This window comes from Spiroplasma endosymbiont of Virgichneumon dumeticola (genome assembly GCF_964264745.1).
GTDB lineage: Bacteria > Bacillota_I > Bacilli_A > Mycoplasmatales > VBWQ01 > Spiroplasma_E.
Map to the genome: position 1 here is coordinate 1,218,775 of NZ_OZ183478.1, position 24,926 is coordinate 1,243,700.

At 26.4% G+C, this 24,926-nt stretch carries 24 protein-coding genes; 5 read left to right on the plus strand and 19 right to left on the minus strand.

What is annotated here, in order from left to right:
• Positions 1–21 precede the first annotated feature (21 nt).
• Complete coding sequence (locus ACFEL4_RS07775; protein ID WP_375317289.1) at positions 22–864, minus strand: MurR/RpiR family transcriptional regulator; 843 nt, start codon at positions 862–864, stop codon at positions 22–24.
• A 39-nt stretch (positions 865–903) separates the two neighbouring features.
• On the minus strand, positions 904–1,482 hold the full coding sequence (gene tsaB / locus ACFEL4_RS07780; RefSeq protein WP_375317290.1) for a tRNA (adenosine(37)-N6)-threonylcarbamoyltransferase complex dimerization subunit type 1 TsaB: 579 nt from the start codon (positions 1,480–1,482) through the stop codon (positions 904–906).
• Between the two features lie 136 nt (positions 1,483–1,618).
• On the opposite strand from tsaB, the gene ACFEL4_RS07785 reads away from it, so the two are divergent.
• Together ACFEL4_RS07785 and ACFEL4_RS07790 are read left to right on the plus strand one after the other, a co-directional pair.
• Positions 1,619–2,425 (plus strand): hypothetical protein, encoded by an 807-nt coding sequence (locus tag ACFEL4_RS07785; RefSeq protein WP_375317291.1) that lies wholly within the window; start codon positions 1,619–1,621, stop codon positions 2,423–2,425.
• A 279-nt stretch (positions 2,426–2,704) separates the two neighbouring features.
• Positions 2,705–3,286 carry a hypothetical protein gene (locus tag ACFEL4_RS07790; protein ID WP_375317292.1) on the plus strand — a complete coding sequence of 194 codons (582 nt, stop codon included), beginning with the start codon at positions 2,705–2,707 and terminating at the stop codon, positions 3,284–3,286.
• Positions 3,287–3,379: 93 nt separating this feature from the next.
• Here the strand turns inward: ACFEL4_RS07790 and ACFEL4_RS07795 are convergent, their stop codons facing one another.
• The 5 genes from ACFEL4_RS07795 to ACFEL4_RS07815 form a co-directional block, all read right to left on the minus strand.
• Entirely contained in the window at positions 3,380–4,846 is a 1,467-nt protein-coding gene (locus tag ACFEL4_RS07795) for a hypothetical protein (RefSeq protein WP_375317293.1), read from the minus strand.
• 4 nt (positions 4,847–4,850) lie between these two features.
• Positions 4,851–5,540, minus strand: coding sequence for a hypothetical protein (locus ACFEL4_RS07800; RefSeq protein WP_375317294.1), 690 nt, complete (start codon positions 5,538–5,540; stop codon positions 4,851–4,853).
• A gap of 41 nt (positions 5,541–5,581) precedes the next feature.
• On the minus strand, positions 5,582–5,923 hold the full coding sequence (locus tag ACFEL4_RS07805) for a hypothetical protein (protein WP_375317295.1): 342 nt from the start codon (positions 5,921–5,923) through the stop codon (positions 5,582–5,584).
• Positions 5,924–5,926: 3 nt separating this feature from the next.
• Positions 5,927–6,202, minus strand: coding sequence for a hypothetical protein (locus ACFEL4_RS07810; protein ID WP_375317296.1), 276 nt, complete (start codon positions 6,200–6,202; stop codon positions 5,927–5,929).
• Between the two features lie 195 nt (positions 6,203–6,397).
• Entirely contained in the window at positions 6,398–7,219 is an 822-nt protein-coding gene (locus ACFEL4_RS07815) for an IS1595 family transposase (protein WP_375316797.1), read from the minus strand.
• On the opposite strand from ACFEL4_RS07815, the gene ACFEL4_RS07820 reads away from it, so the two are divergent.
• Positions 7,200–7,421: a hypothetical protein gene (locus ACFEL4_RS07820; RefSeq protein ID WP_375317297.1), complete on the plus strand. Its 222-nt coding sequence runs from the start codon at positions 7,200–7,202 to the stop codon at positions 7,419–7,421. The genes ACFEL4_RS07815 and ACFEL4_RS07820 overlap by 20 nt on opposite strands.
• Before the next feature lie 82 nt (positions 7,422–7,503).
• Here ACFEL4_RS07820 and ACFEL4_RS07825 read toward each other — a convergent pair whose 3' ends face one another.
• The 10 genes from ACFEL4_RS07825 to ACFEL4_RS07870 form a co-directional block, all read right to left on the minus strand.
• Positions 7,504–8,325 carry a hypothetical protein gene (locus tag ACFEL4_RS07825; protein ID WP_375317298.1) on the minus strand — a complete coding sequence of 274 codons (822 nt, stop codon included), beginning with the start codon at positions 8,323–8,325 and terminating at the stop codon, positions 7,504–7,506.
• Entirely contained in the window at positions 8,294–8,575 is a 282-nt protein-coding gene (locus tag ACFEL4_RS07830) for a hypothetical protein (protein ID WP_375317299.1), read from the minus strand. The genes ACFEL4_RS07825 and ACFEL4_RS07830 overlap by 32 nt, the downstream gene beginning before the upstream one ends.
• A gap of 2 nt (positions 8,576–8,577) precedes the next feature.
• On the minus strand, positions 8,578–9,369 hold the full coding sequence (locus ACFEL4_RS07835) for a hypothetical protein (RefSeq protein WP_375317300.1): 792 nt from the start codon (positions 9,367–9,369) through the stop codon (positions 8,578–8,580).
• Positions 9,342–9,749, minus strand: a complete 408-nt coding sequence (locus ACFEL4_RS07840) for a hypothetical protein (protein WP_375317301.1) — start codon at positions 9,747–9,749, stop codon at positions 9,342–9,344. Before ACFEL4_RS07840 ends, ACFEL4_RS07835 begins: the two co-directional genes overlap by 28 nt.
• Before the next feature lie 12 nt (positions 9,750–9,761).
• A complete protein-coding gene (locus ACFEL4_RS07845) occupies positions 9,762–10,661 on the minus strand; it encodes a hypothetical protein (protein WP_375317302.1) in 900 nt (299 codons plus the stop codon).
• A 122-nt stretch (positions 10,662–10,783) separates the two neighbouring features.
• Positions 10,784–11,101 (minus strand): hypothetical protein, encoded by a 318-nt coding sequence (locus ACFEL4_RS07850; RefSeq protein WP_375317303.1) that lies wholly within the window; start codon positions 11,099–11,101, stop codon positions 10,784–10,786.
• Positions 11,079–11,549 (minus strand): hypothetical protein, encoded by a 471-nt coding sequence (locus ACFEL4_RS07855; protein ID WP_375317304.1) that lies wholly within the window; start codon positions 11,547–11,549, stop codon positions 11,079–11,081. The genes ACFEL4_RS07850 and ACFEL4_RS07855 overlap by 23 nt, the downstream gene beginning before the upstream one ends.
• 240 nt (positions 11,550–11,789) lie before the next feature.
• Entirely contained in the window at positions 11,790–12,479 is a 690-nt protein-coding gene (locus ACFEL4_RS07860) for an alkaline phosphatase (RefSeq protein ID WP_375318376.1), read from the minus strand.
• Positions 12,480–12,488: 9 nt separating this feature from the next.
• A complete protein-coding gene (locus ACFEL4_RS07865; RefSeq protein ID WP_375317305.1) occupies positions 12,489–13,352 on the minus strand; it encodes an alkaline phosphatase family protein in 864 nt (287 codons plus the stop codon).
• A gap of 565 nt (positions 13,353–13,917) precedes the next feature.
• Complete coding sequence (locus tag ACFEL4_RS07870) at positions 13,918–18,627, minus strand: ABC transporter permease (protein WP_375317306.1); 4,710 nt, start codon at positions 18,625–18,627, stop codon at positions 13,918–13,920.
• A gap of 277 nt (positions 18,628–18,904) precedes the next feature.
• Here ACFEL4_RS07870 and ACFEL4_RS07875 point away from each other — a divergent pair, with 277 nt between their 5' ends.
• Positions 18,905–20,899, plus strand: coding sequence for a hypothetical protein (locus ACFEL4_RS07875; protein ID WP_375317307.1), 1,995 nt, complete (start codon positions 18,905–18,907; stop codon positions 20,897–20,899).
• Positions 20,900–21,243: 344 nt separating this feature from the next.
• On the opposite strand, the gene ACFEL4_RS07880 is transcribed toward ACFEL4_RS07875, so the two are convergent.
• Positions 21,244–21,687, minus strand: coding sequence for an IS1595 family transposase (locus ACFEL4_RS07880; RefSeq protein WP_375318377.1), 444 nt, complete (start codon positions 21,685–21,687; stop codon positions 21,244–21,246).
• Between the two features lie 5 nt (positions 21,688–21,692).
• The gene (locus tag ACFEL4_RS07885; protein WP_375316858.1) at positions 21,693–22,064 is read right to left on the minus strand and encodes a hypothetical protein; all 372 of its coding nucleotides are present in this window, start codon (positions 22,062–22,064) and stop codon (positions 21,693–21,695) included.
• A gap of 478 nt (positions 22,065–22,542) precedes the next feature.
• Here ACFEL4_RS07885 and ACFEL4_RS07890 point away from each other — a divergent pair, with 478 nt between their 5' ends.
• Positions 22,543–24,666, plus strand: a complete 2,124-nt coding sequence (locus tag ACFEL4_RS07890) for a hypothetical protein (RefSeq protein ID WP_375317308.1) — start codon at positions 22,543–22,545, stop codon at positions 24,664–24,666.
• Positions 24,667–24,926: the final 260 nt, after the last annotated feature.

Consider the following 24,926-nt stretch of genomic DNA (forward strand, 5'->3'; position numbering starts at 1 on the left):
TTTAAAGTAAAATGATAAATTTTAATTAAATTTTTTAATAACTTTGTTAGTTTTAATCCGATTTTCTAAATACAAATCGCGATTTTTTGACTTTAATAAGTATGTTGTAATTAAATCATTAAAATAGGTAATGGCAAACAATGGTGAAATAAATATTTCTTGAGCTTCATAAAGTCCAGATGAAACAATATTAAAAGTTCAATCAGCATAAGTCGATATTTCTGATTTATCTTGTGATGTAACAACAATGATTTTAGCATTATTTCTTTTAGCTAATCTTGCTGCTTCAACAATGGCAGCTGTCTTTCCTGATAAAGAAAATAGAATTAATACATCTTCGGCTTTAATTAATGAAGCATGCATTAAAATGCTATCATCATCTTTGTTTAAACAAATAGAACGTAAACCAAAACGATATAATTTATTAGCTAAATCTTCAGCACCTAATCCTGAATTACCGACTCCTGCAATATAAAGGCAAGCTTTACTATTATCATCTAATCAATTAATAAATTCTTGCAAATCACAATAATTAATGGTTGAATCATTTAAATCAATTAGTTTTTTATAGTGGTCTTTTAAAACACTACGGTCACCAAAAAATTCACGATTTAAAGCTTTGAAAGTTGTTTCTTGTGCTGCTAAACTAATAATAAATTCTCGATATCCTTTAAATCCTAGTTTTTTAATTAAGTTATAAACAACACTATAACCAACAGCATTATCTTTGGCTAAAGCACTAATGGTAATTGAATCCATTTTTTGGCTGTTTTTATTAATATAGTTAATAATATTTTTTTCTTTCTTCGTAAAATTATTCTGTTCTTTTGATACACGCAATCAAAAATTATCATTGATAAGCATTTAAGCCTCCTTTAGTTACTATAAAATATTATTACTAGGTTATGCTTGTGAAAAAGGATCATTAATATAACATGGTTGTAACTCATTAATTGATTTAATCTCAGTAAAGTGTGGTACTAGAGATTGAAAATTACTAACGATATCGCAACCTTGTAAATCTTCAATCAAAACGTAATTCAATAAATCACTAACAATTCCTATTTTAGCATTATTATCTACTAGTTGTGGTGCAATTATGATTTTACCTTTATCATAAACTGCTAAATAACTTTTCTTATTGTATGCCAGGAGTATACTAACGGCTTTTTGTAACCCTACTTGTAATAATAAACTATTAACAATAAAAATCGATAATAAAGGATTTAAAACTTTCAAAGTTTTAACGAAAGTAAACGCTATTCTAATTCCAGTATAACTACCAGGCCCAGAAGCAATTACTACTTGATTAATATCTTTTAATTTTAATTGACACTTAACTAGTAACTTATCAATAGTAGTGAGTGCTAATTCTGTTTGTTTTTGTCAAGCGTCAAATGAATTACTTACTAAAATATTATTATTTTGTAATAGTACTACTGTTAATTTTTTATTTGTTGTGTCTAAAAATAATTGGTACATAATCCACCTATGTATTGTTACCTTAAAAGTTAGCATTGTTTTTTGTAATATCTTACATACTTAATATAATATCATGTATAATGTAATTAAACACAATTAATAACTAGATAAAATATAGAATTGTGAGTTGATAAATATGGGCCTTGGTAAAAGGGTGGTTTTTAAAGCGAAGTTTTCTGATTTTTTACTATGAACTGGGCTTATTGTTATTATTGTTGCTTTAATTGTTCAGTTTACAACAATCCTAGTTGGGTATGCAAAAATGCCACCTACAGTAACAAATCCCCATAAACTTTGAATTCCTCCAGATGGTGCTTGAGTAGGGTTGTGAACATTGCTTTCTACATTTACTATTCAAAGCAATCTATTGCTTTTATTCTTTTTTTGTTTTGTTTTAACTAATCGTTTTTATGAGAATCGTTGTTTATTTATTCATGGTAGATTTGGTTTAGCTATTACAACATATATTACTATAACTGGTGTTGTCTTCTTTAGCGTTTTATTTAAACCCTGGTTAAAGAGTTTAGATACAAGTGATCCGATTAGTATAACTAACTTTGTTAATACTTTTTTATTACATTTAGTTACTCCATTAATTATGGTTTTATATTACCTGCTAACTGCTGGAAAATATTACTGAGAATATAAGAAACAAGCTTATTTATGAACACCAATTATTTCTATTTACATGTTTGCATACTTAGGGTATGCGCTTGCTAAAGGTAATTTTGTTGGGATGGTGCCAAAGGGTAAAACTGAAATTGATTATTCATTTTCATATTCATTTTTAAACTTTCATGATGGCTTACCAACATTTTTTATTTATATTGGTGTGATTTTGGCTTTATATTTAGTTTTAATTGTATTGTTTACTTTTTATAATAATTTACTATACAAAAAAAAGAATAAATCAATGGTGATATTAAGAGACAATGATGTTTAATATAAAATAAAAATAAACAGATAGTGCTTTTAAAAGCCTGTTGGGAGTATCAAGTTAATAGTTAGATTTAATAAGAACTTAAATGACAAATAAAAGAATAGATGAAGTGATTGAATATCTTAATAATGAAAATAAGGAGTAAATAATGGAAATAATTTTAAAAATTAATAATATTTTACTAATTTAAGTATATAATTATAAACATAAACTTAATATAAGTTTTTAACTCATTATTTTATTTTAAAATAAATGAGTTTTTATTTGAAAGGAAAATAAATAATGAACAAATCTATAGAAGAAGAAATAAATAAAGATATTGAAAAAACATTTGAAGAGGTACGTTCAAATTTGAAAGAAATTGAAGAAAAATTCAAGAAATTAAGCAATTTAAAAGATGCAAATAATATTAATTGGTTTCTTCAAAAGCAAACTGAAAAATTGGATAGTTTGAAAGTGTTTGATAAAATGAGAGAAATAAGAAAAGAATTAGTGAGAGAGGTGCAAAGACTAGAGGAAATTTTAGATGAATCGTATTTAGAAAAACATGCTAATTATAATTTACAACTGGATAATTTAAAAAAAGAAATTATAAATTTAAAAAAACAAAAAATAAGTAAGTTTAATAATTTTCTTATTAAAATTATTACTTTTGGTTGTTATGATAAAAATAAATTTATAGAAAATAAAATAAATAAAATTCAAAAAGAAAAAACAAAACTAGAAGCTAATCAAAAAGATATATGACATTGTTCGAAACAAGAGGAAGAAAAAAAGATGAATTTATTTAATAAAACAAATTCTATAGATTTACAAAATCAGCCTTTAACAAGTGGATATAAACCAAATTCACCAAAAATGTAAATATAAAAAAAGTTACCAATTAAGGTAACTTTTTAATTAGATTGTGGGGGAATATTATTTTCAAGGCTTTTCTCAGCATTTATGTGATAAAATTTAAAAATAGTACATAAAGGGAGAAAAGCCTTTATTATTAATACCATTAATTAATCATTTCATTTCATGCATTAAAGCATACATATCACTATCTCAAGTATCATCATGTAAATCTAACATTTTTGGTTGATTATTATTAGTATCTATTTTTACTTTAGATAATCATTGCATTAAATTATATTGTCTTTTAGTTTCTGGACATCTTCCTCAATTAAAACTAATAATATTTTTAAGCATACAAATTGTTGTAAAATCAATTCTATCATTTAAATATAAAGTTGATTTATCTACTGCTATAAATTTTAATCATGTTATATTACGTTTTTTAACTCAACTTTTTAAAACATCAATAAATACTAATCCACCATTACCATAATCAACATAACAAGTAAAACCAAATAACATTGCTATATAACGTTTACTTTCATTTATATAATAATTAATAATATCATTTGCTAATGTATCAGTATCTTTATATTGCATTGTTACATTACTATGATAAAATTCACTTTCTTTATGTGCTCTTCTACCATTATCATTTTCACCAATAAATCATAAACTAGCACTTGTAGGATGACCACTTGGACTTGTTGCCATACCTATATCTAATCCACCTGATAATCTTTGTACTTGAAAATCTAATTTAGTACTAACTTTATCAAGATATCTTGCAAATATAGCACCAGTAAGAATACTTGGTACACCATAATATCAAGATTGTGCTTTAATTGGATCTAATACTTTTAATTCTTCTAAATCATTAATCATATCTAATGTAAGATTATGAGCATTTACTTTTCAATTACTATAATGAAATAATTTAAAAATATTATTATCAAATATTGATTTAATTTGTTCATTTTTTTCTTTCATTATTTCTAAATTAAAAGGTACAATTTTATTCATATATTCAATATAATATTGATAAATATTATCTGGATTACAACTTTTTATTTTTATTCTTTTTTTAGCATTACCTAATGCAAATGTTATTGCTTGAAATTCTTGCTGAGTAAATTCATTTGCTTCTTCACATCATTCAATTGCTAAATCAAAACCTTTTATTTCACTACGAGAAAGACCTTTTAAAGGTATTCTATCATTTGAATTACTATATACACCCATTACTCTTATAAATGATTTAGATCCTTTAAAACGAAAGTCTGCTTGCTTATTAGGGTATTTTAAAGTAAAATCTTTATAATCATTTAAACATATTGTTATTAAAGTATTATATATTTCTTTTACTAAATCATTAATATCTTTATTTAATTTTCTAAAACAATATATAGAAATTGATTTATTAACTTTAATTGAAATAGCTATTAATATTGCTAATTCTTCTGCTATACTATATGTTTTACTACTATATCGTGAACCACTAAGATTATATTCACTATGAGTAAAATCACTTTTATTTAATAATCAATAACTAATTTCATTAAGATAAGTAAATTCTTTATTCATAATATTATTCCTGTAATTCTTCTAATTTTCATAAATTACACATCCGTGATTCAGCATATAAACTAACTCCATTATTTTTAATATACATAGGCATTCCAGTTAACATCATATTAAAAATACCTAACATAAAAGCATTTTCATTATCTTGATAATAAAATTCTTTTATTTCATGTGTACCTTTCCCAATATTAGTAATTAAATCTCTAGTACGTCCATTATAGAATACTCGATAATAATTTTTATTTTTTAAATTATAATTAATTGTTACTAAATCAGTACTAACTGCTACTTCTTTTCATTCTGGAACACTTGGGTTAGGATTTGGTGTTGGATTATCTTTTAATTCAATATCTCAACAATTGTCTTCTATTTCATTAGTTTCACTATAAGTTAATCCACCTTGACTAATTGAACCTTGACCACGTAAATAATCTATATCTTTAGTTAATAAAAATCTAACATAATTAGTAGTTGCTGTTTGAATATTATCTGTAAAATCTGTTGGTGTTATTTCTGGTCATTTTTTACTAATAGTAAAACCACTTAAATAATCAATATTACTACTAGCTACAGATATTGCAAATCAAATTTCATTATCTGGAGTAGTAACTTTATCAAATAATAATTCATTAAAATATTTATAATTTTTAAATTCTTCAACTGTTATAAATAAAATCGGGTCTTTAATAGCCATAATTTACTCCTTAATGTAAAAATAAATGGTATTTAAACCCTTTAAATTTTAATTTTAGTTACTTTTTTCTTATCTTTATTTGTTAATTCTTGACGTTTTGCTTTTTGAGCAATAATAAAATCTTCAAAATCTTTTTCATCAACATCAAAAGCATCTAATTTTTGTGCAATAGTAGTTTCTGTTAATTGTAATTTATCATTTAATTGTTTAGTATTTAAAATAATATATTCAATTAATTTATTAATTTTAAGTTCTTTAGCAACTATATCTTGTTTATTTTTTTTAATTTTTTTTGAAATAATAGATAATACAAAAGCAATAATAATACCACTAGTAACTGCTCCTCCTATAATTCCACTTAATAAATATACTGTTAAATTCATGATTTATTCCACCTTTTCTATTTGAATTTTATTTGAATGTTGTTTACATAAATTACATTCTTTTTTATGTTTTTTAATTTGTTGATATTGATAAATTAAATAAGGACTTGTAATAATAATTGGTATAGTAATTACTCCATATTTAATTAATTTTCCATAATTACCTAATTTAGTAATAAGATTTAATCCTATATGACTAAACATTGGAAATAAAGTTAATGCAAAATGGTCTGGTCAACTAAAATAAAAAGTATTATTAGAATATGATCCAATACCCATTAATATATCTATTTTAGGTATTAATCATGGTGTACTAGTAAAGAAAACAGTGATTAATATACCAATAATATGACTAGTTATTTTTAAAATATTAGATATTAAAATTTTAATGGCTTTTCTCCCTTTATGTACTATTTTTAAATTTTATCACATAAATGCTGAGAAAAGCCTATCTACGGACTTCTCCCCACATTTTTAAATTAAACATAGCATTACAGTTTCAAAACTAGGTATGTTATTGAATTTATATGCAGCTTCTTTTGCATATAAATGAATATGATGTTTTGCAACTTTGATATGTGTTTTAAATGTTCTTCGTATATGTTTTCATACTGACTCAATTTGGTTGGTATTTACACCAGTTTTTGAAACATAGCCATCTTGATGGTTAACTGTTTCATGCTTAGTGAAAACCGATTTCAAATCGCGATATCCTTTTCAAGAATCAGTATGTACATCACACTTTGAAGAAATGTGGTTTATTGCAAACTGCAAAAGATTTTTACTGTTTGCGTTTTTCAATACTTTCACAATCAGATTGTTGGTTGTTTTTTCATAAATACCAACAATCAAGGTTTTGTTCAACAAGGATCTTCCTTGTTTTTTAAAACCCATATGTGAAAGATACATTTCATCCATTTGCACTATGCCCTCAACAATGAATTGAGGTTCTTGTTTAGCAATGGCACTTCGGATTTTATGACCCATTCTTCAAGCTGTTTTCAAGGTCACTCCCAATTCTTTTGCAACATCAGTTGATGGAATTCCATGTTTGGTGTTTATTCATCTAAAGATGAGATAAAACCAAGATATTAAAGGTGTTTGTGACTTTGAAAATATAGTGCCCGTGAGAATACTGAATGTTTGATGACATTTCAAACATCTCATTTTTCTTAAATTAGAAGTATTCAAATTAAAACTAGAACACCTAATACATTTGCTTTGTTTCAAACTTGCTATATATGCAAGACATTGTTTTTCAGTTTGAAAAGTATTATTGAACTCATTCAATTTCATTGTTTCCTCCACAAGTACATGTGGGGAGAAGTCCGATAATTTATTTAATTCATTTTTTAAAATAGTTAATTCATTAGATTTTAATATAGATAATAATTTTTTAGCAATATTTGGATTAAAAGTTGAATATGGTTGGTCAAGTTCTTCTTCACTAACATTTTCACTATCTAAAACTGCTTTTAATCCTGTATCTTTACTATAATTTTTTAATAAACTAACAATTAATACACGAATATAATCACTTGCTAATGCTGAGTATATAAGTCTAATAATTAAAGGTAACATTATAAACTCATATGGTTATAATCTCAATTTAATGAAGCATTATCATGATTTAATGGTACTTCACTCATATTATCACTACCATATTGACTAGATGTTTCACTATTAATAGTAAATCTATTATCATTAATTAATCTTGCAGTTTCATTATTAAATGGTGTTTCTTGCATTTCTTGGTTATGATGTGTAGTTTCAATAGGTAGTAAATTATGGATAATTTCAGAAGCACCAGCAACTATGGTAGGTACTGCATAAGCATTATTAAAATCATTATTAATACCCATTGCAACACCACTTGAAATCAAACATCCACCATTTGCCATATTTGATACTTTACGAATAGTTTCAAATCTATTAGGTATTAATTCAGTAATTCCTGCCATAAGATTTGAAATACCATAAGCATTTAATGAAATATAAGTATCTCAATCCATTAAATGATTATCATTATTAACTAATAATACATTATCTGGAAATGGGTCTACTGTTGTTGTAGTTATTGGATTTTCAGTTGGATTTGGATTAATAGAAGAGTTAGTAAATTTACTATAATTTGCTAACCCAATTATTCCTAAACCTAATAATATTTTTTTAGAACTATTAATTAGTTTAGTTTTAGCAGAAGGTCTTTGATTTAAATTTCAAATATCTAAACCTAATTTTTTACCAAATAATAAACTATTAATTGAACCTAATATTGGATTACCTATTAATTGACCATAATAAGCACTAGTTCCAATCATTGCTGAAATTGGACTTATACCAGTTCTCATTAATTTAGTTAGTGTATAGTTATTTGATTGTGTATTCTCAACATGTGGCATTTTTAACATCCTTTAAATTAGTTTGTTTTTTAACTTGAATTCTAACTGTTCCTTGACAATTTATATTATCTCCAACACATATAGCAAAATTATCATGAACATCACTTACTATAAAATAATCATTTCTTAATTTAGGATATTCATCTAATAAAATTGTTCTTATATCATTACTTGTAGTTAAATCTTCTGGTTTGGCTGAATAAATAGTAATATGTGCTTTTTCATCAAAATATTTATAAATATATTCCATAATTATTTTTTAGTAAATTCTAATTTTACTGTTCCATAATATTCTTTATTATTACCAGTCATAGTAGCACTTGTTGATGTAATATTACCAAATTCTGCTTTACCTTTTTCATAGCCATTATTACCAATATTTACTATTATAGTTTCTAATTCATCATTAGTAGGTATTGCACCAGCCATAGTAATTTTTCATAAATTTTTATAATAAATTATATTTTGTAAATCTAAAATATTCATATTATCATAATCTGTTGATTGATAAGTAGCATTAACATTAGTTGCATCAACTTTATAATTTTTTGCTCTTTCTGTTTTAATTTCATCAACTGTTGGCATTTTTTCTTGAATAATATACATTAAATCTGGTCTAATTGCACTTGGTAATGCATATAATGCTTTTCCAATAATACGAATATTATCTGTTGCATTATCTAATTTATTTCTTACTTTTGTAAATGAAATAGGCATACCTCACATATATCTGTTATAAACTACACCAAATAAATCTAATAATTTATAATCTTTTTCTAAATGCATACCAGAAACAGTATCATGTATAAAATCTTGTTCTAAATAAAAACTTTCATAAAATTCCATACCCATAATTTGATTTGTATATATTTTACCAGTGGCTAAAGTATTTGCAGCAATTTGACCATAATTTAATAATGTAAATGCTTTTGCAAGATTAAAACTACTATCAATACCACAAGCACCAGTTAAATCTGCTTTATTAATACCAACTGTAATATCATCTACTTTTTTAATTAATTTCTCATAAATGAACTTGTTCAATTTGAAACAATTTGAGTTGCTACATTTGCTGGTGAAGTCATAAATCTTTCAATATCAAATTCTGGAATATTAAAATCAATTGTTAATTCTTTATCAATAATTAATGTTGTTTTTTTAACTGTTCCTTTTTGTCTTTTAGTACCTGTAAATTCATCTCATGTTGAGCCTCATAATACCCGTACTGTTGCTCTATATATTGCCATTGCTACACCACTAATATTGGCTATTTGGTCAGCAGTAACAGTATTTCTCATAAATAAAGTACTTAATTCAGCAGTTAATTCACCACGAACTTGTGCTTCAAGTACACTTAAAACAGCATTTTCAGTAGGGGAATTACCACCAATAATAAATGCTTCTGGAATTTTTGGAATTGCCATTTTTTCCTCTTTCTATTTAATAGATTTAAGTGCAGTTCCTCTTGCTAAATCTACAAGTTTTTCTAATTCGTTATGGTCAGTAATACCTGTAGTTTTAGCTTTTTCATTTAATTTTCTTTCTAATTCTTCTGGATTAATACTATTTGTATGTAAATCTAAAAGAGTTTTAGGATTAAAATCATTTGAATTAGGTTTATTTTCTTGTTTAATAGATTCTGATGTTTTATCAATAAGAAATTCTTTATAATCTTCATTTATTTTATTAAATGCTTCTTGTTTAGATAAAGATTTATAACGGACTTCTCTCCACAAGTACATGTGGGGAGAAGTCCGATTATTTTTTACTCCAAAATCTTTTGTTTGTGTAGTAACATAATCATATACTGTTTGATTTGTTACGTTTCTCTTAATAAAACCATCATAAGCATCAGGATTCAAAAGAACTTTAAAACCAAGTGTTTGTTCAATAGCATAATTTTTTTCATATTGAAATAAAGCATCAGGGCCAACAAACAATTTTTCTAAAATTTTTAAACTTTCACTAGTATTACTTGCTCTAGTTGTATCTTGACTAGTTATATAGTAAGGAAGTGATAACGGTTTAATTTCCAAACCACTAATCTTTCAATTAATTGTCTGATACTCACCAAATACAAAAACATTTTCTTGATTAATAATAATACTGTGTTTAGTTTTTCAAGCGTTCAATTGATTAACAAAATTATTTTCTCGAGCAGTAATAATTGGATTTCAGGCATTATTAAAATCTGGAGAATTTTTGACAAAGTTTTGTGAATTAAGTAAAGTTAAAGGATAAGCATCATATTTATCTAAATCTTTTAATCCACCAAAGTTCATATAATTATAGTCGTTACCATAAGGATTAGCAATTGAATTTGTATTAATTTCCAAGTTCTGAATACTAACCAATGCCTTCTTTAATTTTTGATTAATATCCGTTAAAATCTTAGTTTGTTGATTAACAAAACTATCATTTCATTGTGGATAATTAAGTTCAACAAATTTAATACTATCTAGTTTTTTTGAACATTAGCACTAATAGTTTCAACTACTTGATTTAAATTAGAATCTTGGTTAGCAAAATACATATCATATGTTTGACTAATAGTAGTTGTATTTGCTTTGGAATTTTCATCTAAACATGTAAAATCTAATTTCAAGTTAGCACTAATATAATATCAATCAGTAACCTTATAAGGATCTGTAGTTGCATCAAAATTTGCTAAACCAAAATCATTATTCTTTCAATCAAATTTTTTGTTAGTTAAAAGTGTATCTAAGTGATTAGTATTTACTTTTAAAATATCATTAGGAATTAGGATTAATACCATTAAATAGTGGTTTTAATTCTGGATACTTGTTCACTAAATTATTACTAATTTTAAGAACTTGTGCTTTTAAAACCTCCAAAAACCCATCAATTGTTTCTTTGCTATCTTTTTGTTTAATAACTGTATCAGTAGTTTGACCAATACTTTGTAAATATGTCATGATTTTATCACTATTTGTAACATCATCCTCTCTTCTTAGGTTTGAACCATCATTAACCAAATTTGCAAACTCAGTTTGAATTTTATCTTTTGTCGTTTGTGCTAATGTTGAATAATCAGTACCCTCAGTATCTGGAGCAGGATTTGCTTTGCCACCACATGCTATCACATTTAATGGAACTGGTACTTTCAGAGTTAAAACTGTTAATAAAGTAATAGTTTTCTCATAAGTTGCTACCTCCTTTGTATATTTAAATAGAAAGTACCACTTATTATTCATACATTTCATATTTATCATTATATATATATATATATATATATAATGATAAATATGCTCATTTTACCAACTCAACTTGCCTTAATTTTAAAAATTGAAAACTCTACTAAGATAAAAAATGAATGCCTATTGACATCCACATTTTATTATTGTTTACTCCTAAAATTTATTTCTTCACTTGGTAACTTATAATTCAACAACTGTTAAGTTATGATTAATATCATAAAATTGATAAGTTTTAATATTTTGCATTTAGGCATATTCTTTTAATCTTTTTAATGCTTGTTCATAACCAAACATTAAAAATATATTTTTACCATTATCATAAAGGGCATAATTACCAATCTTACGAGCATATAATACTAACCCTGATAACTTATATTCATTCATAAATAAATGGGGAATAATAGTTCCATTTCATTGTTTAGGAACTTCTAATTGTAAATATGATGCTAGTGTTTTAACAAAATCATATTGCATTAATGGTATCGGAATTTTGTATTTGTTAACCATACTACCATAACAAATTAATGGTACTTCTAATTCGCTTTTACTAATACCACCATGACATTCACTCCCAACACCTATTCCGCCATGGTCTGCTAAAAAAACAAATAAAGTATTATCTTTCATGGTTTTTTCATTTTCAATCATAGTCACAACTTGCCCGACTCATTGGTCAATCGTAGTTGTCATTTTATTAATGGCAGAAGTTTGATGGCCTAATTCATGACCTGTGGTGTCAGGTTCATTCACATAAATCAATGATAAAAAGGGTTTTTCTTTTTTAATATAACTAATGGCTGTGTTAACAATGTCTTCATTAATTAATTCATTAGATTGTTTGGGAACAATTTTGCTGTTAGGAGTTTGTCCTCACTTTTTAATATCTTCTGCTTGAATAGAATTGTAATAATAATCAACATTTTCTAATTCAATAATGTGTTGTCATTACGGTCAGCGAAAAAAGGCACAAGTTTTAGCAGTAGGATTAGAAGTTTTAACTAGCGAAAATAAACTAGGCGGTACATTATCTTTGGTTTTTAAAACTGGTGTTAATTCAGCAGGAAACGAATTTCATTCTAAAAATCCATGGAGATTAGGGGACAAACCACACATAATACTATTTCAATTAACTGCTGAAACGGTAGGGATAACACTATGAACTTGCAACGTAATTGCTCCATTAGCAATAATTTTATTTAAATTAGGTAGTTTATTATCTTGTAATAAATAACTGCCAAAGGCGTCACTAGCAAACAAGACAATGTGTTTAATTGATGTTTCTTGTTTAGTAACTATAACTTTATTAACGGTAGGAATTTTATCATAAAATTGAATTACTTGGCCACGAGCATTAGCAACTTTATTATGATATAAATCATTAATCGTATAAGTGATATCATTGCTAATAACTTTATTTTTAAAATAGTCACCAATGAATAAAACAGGAACTTCAATTTCAATATCACTAAGACTATCCTCATTACCACTAACACCAATAACAATAATATTATCAGTTTTAAATGTTTGCATAAATTGGTTTAAATGACGAAATAGTTCGTCATGGTTAAAGGTTTTAACAGATAAATCATGAATAATGATGTCGCGATTATTAACAATACAATTGCTACTAAAACCATTAATAATAAATTCTAATGGTAATCCATCGTTTAAAATAATTTTTTGATTATGATGAGAAAAAGCTGGCAATGCTAAACGTATTTTAATTTGAATATAAGAAAATAAAAATTGATTTTCATTTTTTTTAAATGTTTGATAGTTGAAAGACTTAATAAATATAATCCTTGTCATATATAGATTCCTTTCTAAGTTTATCTTATTATATTATATTTGATATTTTTTCTAAATTACTTAATTGTAAGAAGTACAAAGTAATTAATGTAACTGTTTTTACGCAAAAAGTTTCTCTTCATATTTACATTTCAAGGAAAATGAAAAAATGTGTCATAACACAGATATTAAGGTTATGACACATAATAATTATTTTTTTTTTTTTTTGGAAAAGAGTAGAGTATGTTTAATAACTTTAACATACTAAGAAAATAATAATGGGGGAATATTTTTATGAAAAGTAAAAATTTGAAATTGTTTTGATATTAAGTAAAGATTTAACTAAGTTCCTCCTTTTTTTATAAAAATTTTTACAAGTTATTTATCAAATATATTGTGCAAATGTGCAGAAAAAGTCTTTCTATAAATAAATATTATAGAAAGACTTAAAGTCAAATATTAAATTTAAATAACAGGTAACCTCTAAATATTTTTTAAATATCTATAATGGTCATATAAATTATAACTCATATAATGTTAATATTCAATAATTTTTACTATTAAAAGTTTTATTTTTATCATTATATTATTCATCTGATTTCAACAATTCAATTAAATTCATTTTATTTAATTCACTATTGTTAATAATAAAGGTTGAGATATAAATGCCACCAATTACCACAAATGATACAGGCAAGATTCATCACGTAATAGTAAATGGCAATGCCAAAGCAGTAGCAGCAGTAATAGTTGTTATTAAACCATATACAACTAAGAAACCAATAGCAAATCCTGCTAAATATCCTAATAATGCTCATGGCGTAAAAATACCTAAAATAAAGGAGTTAATTTCACTATTAGTATATCCTTCTGCTTTCATGTGAGCCATAAATAGTCGGAATTGGTCAGTAAATAAATCTGTAATCATAATAACAATTAAGATTGAACAAATAATAGTTGTCACAATAAATAATGCACTAGCACTAAAGGAAATGTCAGACATTTTATTAAGCATAGCTTGTTTTCTTGATAGTAAGTCATTATTAGCAACTAACGGAACAATTCCGTTATTATTTAGACCAACTGTTCCATAAATGCTATAGTCATCAACGTTTTGTTTAAAACTCATCCGCCCAATCAAGTCAAAGATATTATTATCGGCACTTAGTTTACCGCTAAATCATTGTGGAACTGTTGTTCCATCATAGTATGGATTATCATCATAAGCACTATAGCCAACAATTTGATTAGCTCATTTTTGGTCAATATAAGCTTTTGGTGTATCATAAGAATCTTGAATTCCAACAATTTGATAACTATGAATAGGGTTAGCATCACCAATAATATTTTGTCATCATAGTGGCATATCTTTAATAGCTTGTTGTAAATTACCCTTACCACTTAAAGTATTTTGTTTTTCAAGGATACCACGATCAATCATTCCTATAAATCATTCTGGATTACGATTAGTTAAAAGTCCTACTGGATCAATGGGTTTTGATGGTTCTGGTGTTGGACTATTAGATAAACTAAATGAGAAAGGTTTAATTCATTTACTATCTTTTGTTTTTGCAATACTGTTAATATCAAAGGGAAATAAAGTACTACCATCAGCTTTTCTAATGGTTCCCTTTAACGCACCTTTATCAATCTTATCAGGTACTTTTAATCATACTTTGTTCATATCATTTCAGGCTTTAGGATTATTTTCATCAATAATAGGTTTACCATTACTGCCATACATGCCACCATATTCATAACCTTGAATATCAGTATAACCTGTATTTCCGATTTGTTCGTTTTCACGATAATTTCATTTAGTTCCATTTTTTGACCAAATACCACCATTATCCGGAGCATTTTCAGGGTTATCACCATAATATCAACTATCTTTTGGTAATGGAATCATTTTGCCATTTTCATTTTTATAACATAAAGTATTAATATCAGGAGCACCATCAAATGTTGAACCTACTGATAAACCATATTTAGATTGAAAGGCTTTATTAATAACCATCGGAATTACAGTAGCAGTACTACTGTAATGTAATAAGTTAGCTTCATTATTTTTTAAGACAATCATTTTGGTATCAGGATTAATACCAATGGTATCCATTAATCCTTTTGATGCTAAATCTGAATTATTAGAACCAATTTTAAATTGCGTTACTAATTCTTCACTTGGACCATCTGGACCATTTTTTTCTTTACTATGGTTAGGATTAAAGGCAACTGTATTGTGACCAATAGAAAAATAATCATATGGATCTTGATTGCCAATTTTAGGTAAACTATCTAAACTTTGACAAACATAACCAGGTAAAGTTTGTTTTAAAATTTCTTTAATAGCATCTGGACCAGGAGCAACTCCAGGGTTAGAAACGCCAATAATAGTTGGTAAAGCAGTACTTGCAAAATTAACTAACGAACTAGAAAAGGTGCTTCCAGGTGTTTGGTCTCTTTTACTTAATTCAGTTAATAATTCATTACTAAAAGCTTTACCACCTAATCAACTATATGATCAAGCTAAATCATTAATGCTAAGTGTTCCATTTGCAAGACCGTTATAATAATTAGTCATAGCAGTTGTAAAAACATTTTTGTCTTTATTATAATTGGGGTCAAAGTTAAAGATATGAACAAAATCTTGATTTGGATCATTGGCTTTAAAACTTAAAGGATCATATCAACCAACACGACTACCATCATTACTATCATAAATAATTTTATCTTCTGGTCATGGCATTGCTCCATAAACAGGGTAATATTGTTCATCTTGTGGTTTATCAAAAAAGTTTCAAGCATATAAACCATATTTACTTACAGGTAAATTAGGGATAGGAGTTTGATATTCATAGTAGTTTTTATATTTTTGTGTTTTAAAATAACTAGTTTTTAAACTAAAAATAGTAGCAGGAATAGCAGTTGTTGCTACAATTGATAAAGTAGCTAAACTAATGACACTAGAGGTCACAAGAATTTTTTTTCAACTAGTTTTTGATAAAGATAATAAAAAACGTCAACGAAAATGATTTTTTAAAAACCCACTTGCCTTTTTTTTCGTGTTATTAGAAAGAGCTAAATCACTATCTTTCTTAATTAATAATAATGGGTCTTTCTTTAAAACGCGAAAGGCGGTTAATACTGTGGCAATGGCAATAAAACCAATAATTAAGGCAATAGAAGCAAATAATGGTGCCACATTAAAATTAAAAACATTATAAGGTAAAACAAATAAAGTATTAAAAATTTCAGTTAAATAAACTTGGACAACTAAACCAGCAATCCAACCAACAGGAATAGCAATTGCTAAAGCAATTAATGGATATGATAAATACGAAAGAGTAATTTGTCAAGTTTTATAACCAATAGACTTTAAAATCCCCATTGATACTTGCCCATGCTGAATAGCTTTTTTAACAATTAATGTTGTAATAAAAATAACAATTGACACTAAAAATAAAACAGCAATAATGGAAGCGTATAAAAAACCTTTTACTGAACTTTCAAAGATTTGCTTACGTCCACTATAAATAGAAAACTGGCTATTATCGCTAGCAATAACTAGATTAGGAACAATATGATAGATAGTTGTGGGTGATTTACCAGCAGTATACTTTTCAATTAAATACTTATTATAGTCAAACTGATTATGTTCACTATTGCCATTATCACTGAAAATAGTTTTTTGGAAAAAATCATCAAAGTAATCAGTGTTAAATAAGGATTTATTATCTCGATCATTTCACGGTGTAAAATACATTAAAGTTGTATCAGTTTTTTCTTTACTAGGATATCAGTCACTATTACTTCATGCTATTGGTGGAGCATAAGCAATAAACTCTGTTCTTGTATTAGGAACTGGGTCTAAATCATTAATCGTAGGATAAATATCATAAGCATCGCCACCAATGCCGGTAATTATAAAACTACTATTGTTAATAACAATACTGTCGCCTGGTTTGTAATGAAGTTTTCGTGCATATTGTGGAGTAATAGCAATTTCATTTCTACTTGTTGGAGCTACTCCTTCAAAGATTTTTAAATTAGCATGATTAATGGCACCAGGCATACCGATATCAATAACTTTGGTATTAGTTTGAACAGTATTTTCCGTTTTGACAATAGCGTTAAATTGATTACGAACATAAATATCACGTTCTTGTAAAGATGCTGCTGCACGTGCTAAATAAAAAGAATAAGCATCAGTTTCGCGACCATCTCCAATTTGATTAAACCCAGCAGGAGAAAAATAATTATGAAGATTAGAATAAATATCACTTGTAGCAACATTATCAAATGTACGACCAATACGCATATAGTGACCATTCATACCAAAGGTAGCAGTAGTAGCAGCTCGAGGGTCGGTATTATTATCAAAATCACTTTTATTTGAACCTATTCCTTGTTTAATAGTAGTGAATAAACTATTTCTAGCATTATCATCAAATAGATTAGTTGCATCAGGAATAATAGTAGAATCAAGAGTATCACTTTGAAAATTAACTTTGTTTTCTAAAATTCATTCAATGAACTCACTATCTGGTTTCGACAATTCTGGTGATGTGGAATTTTGAACAATTCAACTTTTAATAAAATCTGAGACGGCTGTCGTAATATTAGGTACTGATAAACGCATAAAAATATCACGATACAAGTCTGATGCTGCTTGTAAATAGTGATTTTTTAGGCTTAAAGTTGTGGCGGCAACCGCTTTAACTTGTAGTTGACCATAAATACTGGCTTTCACTTCAGAATTATTTAAATTAAATGTTAATGGATTAGTAGGATTAGCTCAGTTAAAATTATTAAGACCAGTAATTTTTCCTGTCACATCATGATTAAAATCAACAATTACATCATTGACAGTAATAGCGTTAATTTGTTGATTGCTACCAATTACAGTATTATCAAAGTAAAGGGCTTTACTAGTACTCTTCCCTGTTTCTTGATAATATAAACGCCCCAATTTTAAACTAAAAGCTTGATCAGCAATTTGTTTAATTCCTTGAGGAACTGGTGAATAGGGTAAAACAGCATCAAATTTAAGATCATCTAATCCCATTTCTTTGCTACCATCAATCATTCGGTCATAAGAAATTCAGCAACCTGTAACTAAAGAAGTAGCAAATGCAGTTAATAAAAGCAAAATTACTAATTGTAGCTTGCTTTTTCAAGTTGCTATTAAAGTTTGTTTTAATAGTAAAGTATCACCCCTAAAAATTCTTTTCTTATTTTTACTACTAACAGTTGTCTTTAATTCTACTTTACTACTACGTTTCTTTAATCTTGGCATTTTAATTTTTCCTTAATCCATTTTTAGGTTTTAAATTTATTAATAATCAATCTACATTTATGTTAATAATAGCATAATTAGACCAAAAATAATATTTGGATAAATTTTAACATTAAATTTATAGTTTCAAAAGTTATTATTCAATGCTAGAATATAAATGGTCATAGTTTTTAATTTAATCTATTTAATTATATTATCATATTAAACACAAAAGAAAAAATAGAAAATAATACTTTAACACTTTTACTTATAACTTTCTAAAAAGGAGAAAGACACTATGAAAAAATTATTAACTAAACTAGGTGTTATTTTAATAGCAAGCACCAGTAGTATGCCACTAATTGCTTGTAGTTTTAACTTTTATGTTAATCATAGTATTAATGGTAGTGCTAAAGAATTTGCTAATGAAACATCGTCAATTATTAAAAGTCTTGTTATGTCTAAAGATTTAAACGCCGATACTATTAGTACTAACGATGATATTATTAATCAAACTAAAAATAATACTATTGTTAATGCTACTTCTGGTAAAACTTTAAATAACTGAGGTGACTTAGCAAATAACTGAGGTGTCAATGAAAAAATTGATATTAACGGTTTTGATCCTGATCAGTTTTTTGTTGCTTCAGGAACTGGAACATTAACCAAGACAATTAATAGCAAAAAAAATATTAATAATATCTTAGGTTATGCTAAAGAAATTAAAACGATTGGACTTATTAGTAATGGTAATTTGAATAGTTTAATTAACAGTCCTATTTTACAAGGACCAATTATGACGTTTTTAACTACGTTGCAAAATAATTTAAAAAATTCAACAGCAAGTATGAAACTAGTTAGTAATTTACTTAATTATTATAGCAATCAATTTTTACCTGCTATTACCCAATTATTAAGTAATGTAAATACTGGTGATTGAAATCAAGACCACAGTGTTCCTAATGATGTTAGTGGTTTAACTACTTTTATGACTAATTGAAAAGATGTTGATAATAATCCTTACAGCCAATGAAATCAAAATGGTAGTTGAAATATTAGTAGTAATCTAGGTCATAAAGTTCAAGATTGAACTCCTGAGGCATATAGTTTATACCGCAGTGGGATTTTAATTAATCACTTATTTTGACAAATAGGTAATGATAATCCGCAAGTTGAACGAAAATATTTAGGAGAAATTATTAGTAAAAATATTGATGGATTAAGTATAAATACTGATCAATTAATAAAAGATATTACTCCATATTTAAATTATGTATTAACTAACCCGACATATTTAATTACTATTATCGAAGCTGTAATCCCGATTGTTAAAAAATGACTTTTAGCAATGCCTAATATTAATTCAGGAATTAAACATTTAATATTTTCTGATAAACCAAGCAATCCAAGCAGTGGCAGTTTTAATTTATTAGATGTCATTAAAACGTTATTTCAAAACCCTAAACAATTAGCAAATACTATTAAAGAACTGCTTGGTATTAAAGAAAATAGTTTCGATACTTTTACTTATGATATTATTGTAAAAATAAGTGATGTGCAACAACCATTAGGCGTATTATTAAAGATAATTCCTGAAACTTACATTAATCCTTTAATTGATAAAATTACAACTATGTTAAATTCTAGTACTATTATTACAACTTTAGATACTATATTTAATTTAATTGCTAATGTTTCACAACAATATCATGGAGATGAGATGATTGATATAAATTTAACAAAATTAACACAGTTTTTAACTGACAAAAATAGTGGATTACTAGTAATTTTACAAACAACAATTGAAACATTAAAACAAATTGTTGATCCTAATCACAATATTAATCCTAATGACATTAGCAAACTATTTTATGCTTTAGGTTGTCAGCCAGATTCTACTAAAGGTTTTAAACCTAACTCACCAATTAATGTTTTACAAAAAGAAATTAATGATACTACTAGCCCCTTATCCAATCTTATTAACATCATCATTGACAATAATGATAAAAAAGGTTTAGCAACAATTATCACTAAACAAAATGATGATTGAATTAAAGAACACTATACTAAATATCTTAGTGAAAAAACTAAAAAAACTAATAATATTACTAATATTGTCATAAATGAAAAAACTGATGATAATATTCAAACAATTAATTTAAGTTATGATTTTATTTATACTGATAATAATACTACCTATCATTTTGTAGTTAGTCTTATTGATACTGAAAGTTTAAGTACATTTCAAGGTATGCGTAACTTTAAATTTAAATCTATTACATTATTAAATTAGTAATATAACTGTGACTAATAAATATTAGTTATTTTTATTAAATTTATTTTAGTCAAATGAGTATACCTCATAACCTAAAAAACACATAATAAAATTTCAACTTAATTTTGATACAATCTGTCAAGTACTAAATCATACCATCTTACTTATCTAGTAATAACACTTATAATATTGAAAAATAAAACTAAATTAATTATAATTAAAATACATTAAATAAAAAGAAAGGAAATTAATGATTACTTATTAAAATAATAAAATAAGGCTTTTCTCCCTTTATGTACTATTTTTAAATTTTATCACATAAATGCTGAGAAAAGCCTATCTACGGACTTCTCCCCACATTTTTAAATTAAACATAGCATTACAGTTTCAAAACTAGGTATGTTATTGAATTTATATGCAGCTTCTTTTGCATATAAATGAATATGATGTTTTGCAACTTTGATATGTGTTTTAAATGTTCTTCGTATATGTTTTCATACTGACTCAATTTGGTTGGTATTTACACCAGTTTTTGAAACATAGCCATCTTGATGGTTAACTGTTTCATGCTTAGTGAAAACCGATTTCAAATCGCGATATCCTTTTCAAGAATCAGTATGTACATCACACTTTGAAGAAATGTGGTTTATTGCAAACTGCAAAAGATTTTTACTGTTTGCGTTTTTCAATACTTTCACAATCAGATTGTTGGTTGTTTTTTCATAAATACCAACAATCAAGGTTTTGTTCAACAAGGAAGATCCTTGTTGAACAAAACCCATATGTGAAAGATACATTTCATCCATTTGCACTATGCCCTCAACAATGAATTGAGGTTCTTGTTTAGCAATGGCACTTCGGATTTATGACCCATTCTTCAAGCTGTTTTCAAGGTCACTCCCAATTCTTTTGCAACATCAGTTGATGGAATTCCATGTTTGGTGTTTATTCATCTAAAGATGAGATAAAACCAAGATATTAAAGGTGTTTGTGACTTTGAAAATATAGTGCCCGTGAGAATACTGAATGTTTGATGACATTTCAAACATCTCATTTTTCTTAAATTAGAAGTATTCAAATTAAAACTAGAACACCTAATACATTTGCTTTGTTTCAAACTTGCTATATATGCAAGACATTGTTTTTCAGTTTGAAAAGTATTATTGAACTCATTCAATTTCATTGTTTCCTCCACAAGTACATGTGGGGAGAAGTCCGTTTATAATTTTAACTAACTTTTGTTTATAAACAAAGTTTTTTCCTATATATTCATAAATCAGAAAACTTTAAAAACGAAAAAACGACATATTAAGTTATATTTAAAATGTCGGTTGTAAAAAAAATCATGAAAAACATATAACATAAATGCAGGTTTATGTATACATTATGCATATTCTGTCAACAATAGGGTATTTCCAGTACGCCTATTGCATTTTTTATTTTGAAACTTTATATTTAATTACATTACTATTTCAATTTTTATCAATTAAAATGCTTCAAAAGATATTAACTGGTTTGACTAACAATGATTTTATTCACTTTCAACTTAACTAATAACTACTGTCATTTAGTTCAAAACAAGTATCTTACAACTTAAAAATCTTAGTTTTAGTAAAATTAATACAATTAATAAACATCAATAAATTATTAAGGAGCAGATTATGAAAAAATTGTTTACTAAAGTTGGAATTGTTTTATTAATAACTTCATCTGCTAGCCCCCTAGTAGCTTGTAGTTTTAACTTTTATGTTAACCGTGCTGCTAATGCCATAGCTCGTAGTTTTGCTGATCAAACATCATCAGTTCTTAAAAGTCTTGTTATGTCCAAAGTCATTGACAGTGACACTAATAGCACTAACGATGATATTATGAAACAAACTAAAAATGGGAGTATTGTTAATGCCAGTAACGGGCAAACCGTAAATAATTGAGGTGAGTTTGCAAATAAATGAGGAAGTAATGGTAATATTGAAACCAATGGTTTTGATGCTAGTACTTATTTTAAAAGGACTGGAACTGGAACATTAACAAAAAATGTTAACACGCGACGAACAATTACTAATGGTTTTAATACTGCTAGTCGAATTAGATTACTAACAGCATTTAACAACCCAACTTTGTATAGTTTAGCAATTGCTCCTAATGGGATCGCCCATGGACCGATTGTGGAATTTCTTAAAACCTTGCAAGGTAATCTAGCAGATAAACCAGCAACTTTACAATTAGCGATTAATTTGATTAATAACTATGATACCGATTTTATTCCAGAAATTAGTAGATTAATGGGTGGCTTAGTTAATGGTGAATGAGATACCACCGGACAAAAAACACCTAATGATTTGTCAGCATTAAAAAATTTCATAATTAATTCAAAAGATAATAATAGTTATAAACCGTATAGTGCATGAGTTAATGGGACTAATTGAAAATTAAATAGCGGTCTTACGCCCACACTTATTGCTTTAACTAATGGTCATGCTCTTGATTCATGATCACAAGATGATTTTAATTTATACCGCGGTGGCTCACTAATTAATTATTTATTTTGAAAAATTAGTAGCGACCACTCTGAAATAATTAATCCTGTTCCCCCGGTGCCACCAGTACCAGCACCGCGATATTTAGGGGATGTTCTTAGCGACCATATTGATACTAATAATAATATTGATACAGATGGATTATTAAAAGATATATCACAATTTATACCTTTCTTATTATCCAATCCTTTATATCCTTTATTAATTAAAGAAGGTATTATCCCAATAATTAAAAAATGAATTTTAAAAATGCCTGATATTACCCTTGGTGTTAAACATTTAATAGTTGGTGACATTCCAACTAACAAAACTACGCAAAGTTTTAACTTATTAGATATTGCTAATACTATTAAAAATTTAGTAAATAGTCCTAAACAATTAAAAAGTATTATTAAAAAATTATTAGGGTGATCTGGTAATGATAAAACATTAGATACCTTTACTTATGATATAAAAATAGGTGTTACTGCCCCCGTGATTGGAAAAGTTAATGCTCCACTTGGTTCTATTTTAAATAGTACTTATATTGATGACGACACTAAAAATAGTTTAGTTGATAGCGCTGCTGGTTTCCTAACATCAGATAAAGTTAAAAATACTGTTGATATGATTGTTAATCTTATTACCCAACTTGGTAACCAATATCCTGCAGGAAAATTCATTGATATAGATTTAGTTAAAACTAAATTATTTTTACTAGAGGCTACTAATGGTTTATTAAATAAACTAACTACGGCAATGGTTACCTTAAAAGATATTATTAAAAATAATGACCCCATTCAAGATAGTAGGATTGAACAGTTATATGTTGACCTTGGTGGTAATAAACCAGGAACTAACTATAATATTTTTACTCCCGATTTACCCATTGACATTTTAGAAAAAGCTATGCTCGACCAAAATAGTGAACTAACTAAAATTTTAAACTTAATGTTTGGTACTACTGCTGACACTGATAAAAAACTTGGTTTATCAGATATTATTAGTAACTTTAATAACCAATGAATTAAAACTAACTATGAGGATTATTTTGATGTTCCTAATACTAAATTAGGACATACTTATAATATTAGTATGCAACGTAATACTGTTAATAACACTGAAACCATTAATTTAAAATATGATTTTAATTATACTATTAATGGTACTACCTATCATTTTGTAGTTACTCTTATTGATAGCGAAGATTTAAATACTTTCCAAGGTATTCGTAATTTTAAATTTAAAACAATTACACTTAGCAATTAATACTTACTTAAGTTGCAATCACCCTATGTTGGAAATAAACAAATGATGATAATAATCTATTTCAAAAATTAATTTATATGTGTCAAAAATTTGTTGCTTTTTAAAAATAAAAAGTTTAGTATTACTTTTATAAGCTTTTCTCCCTTTGTGTATAATTAAGATTTTATCACATAAATAGGGAAAAAAGTCTAAAATTATTCAAAAAACGGGTTGTTATGACCATCTATGTTTAAAAAGTAAAGGAGCATAAGGTTAAGTCC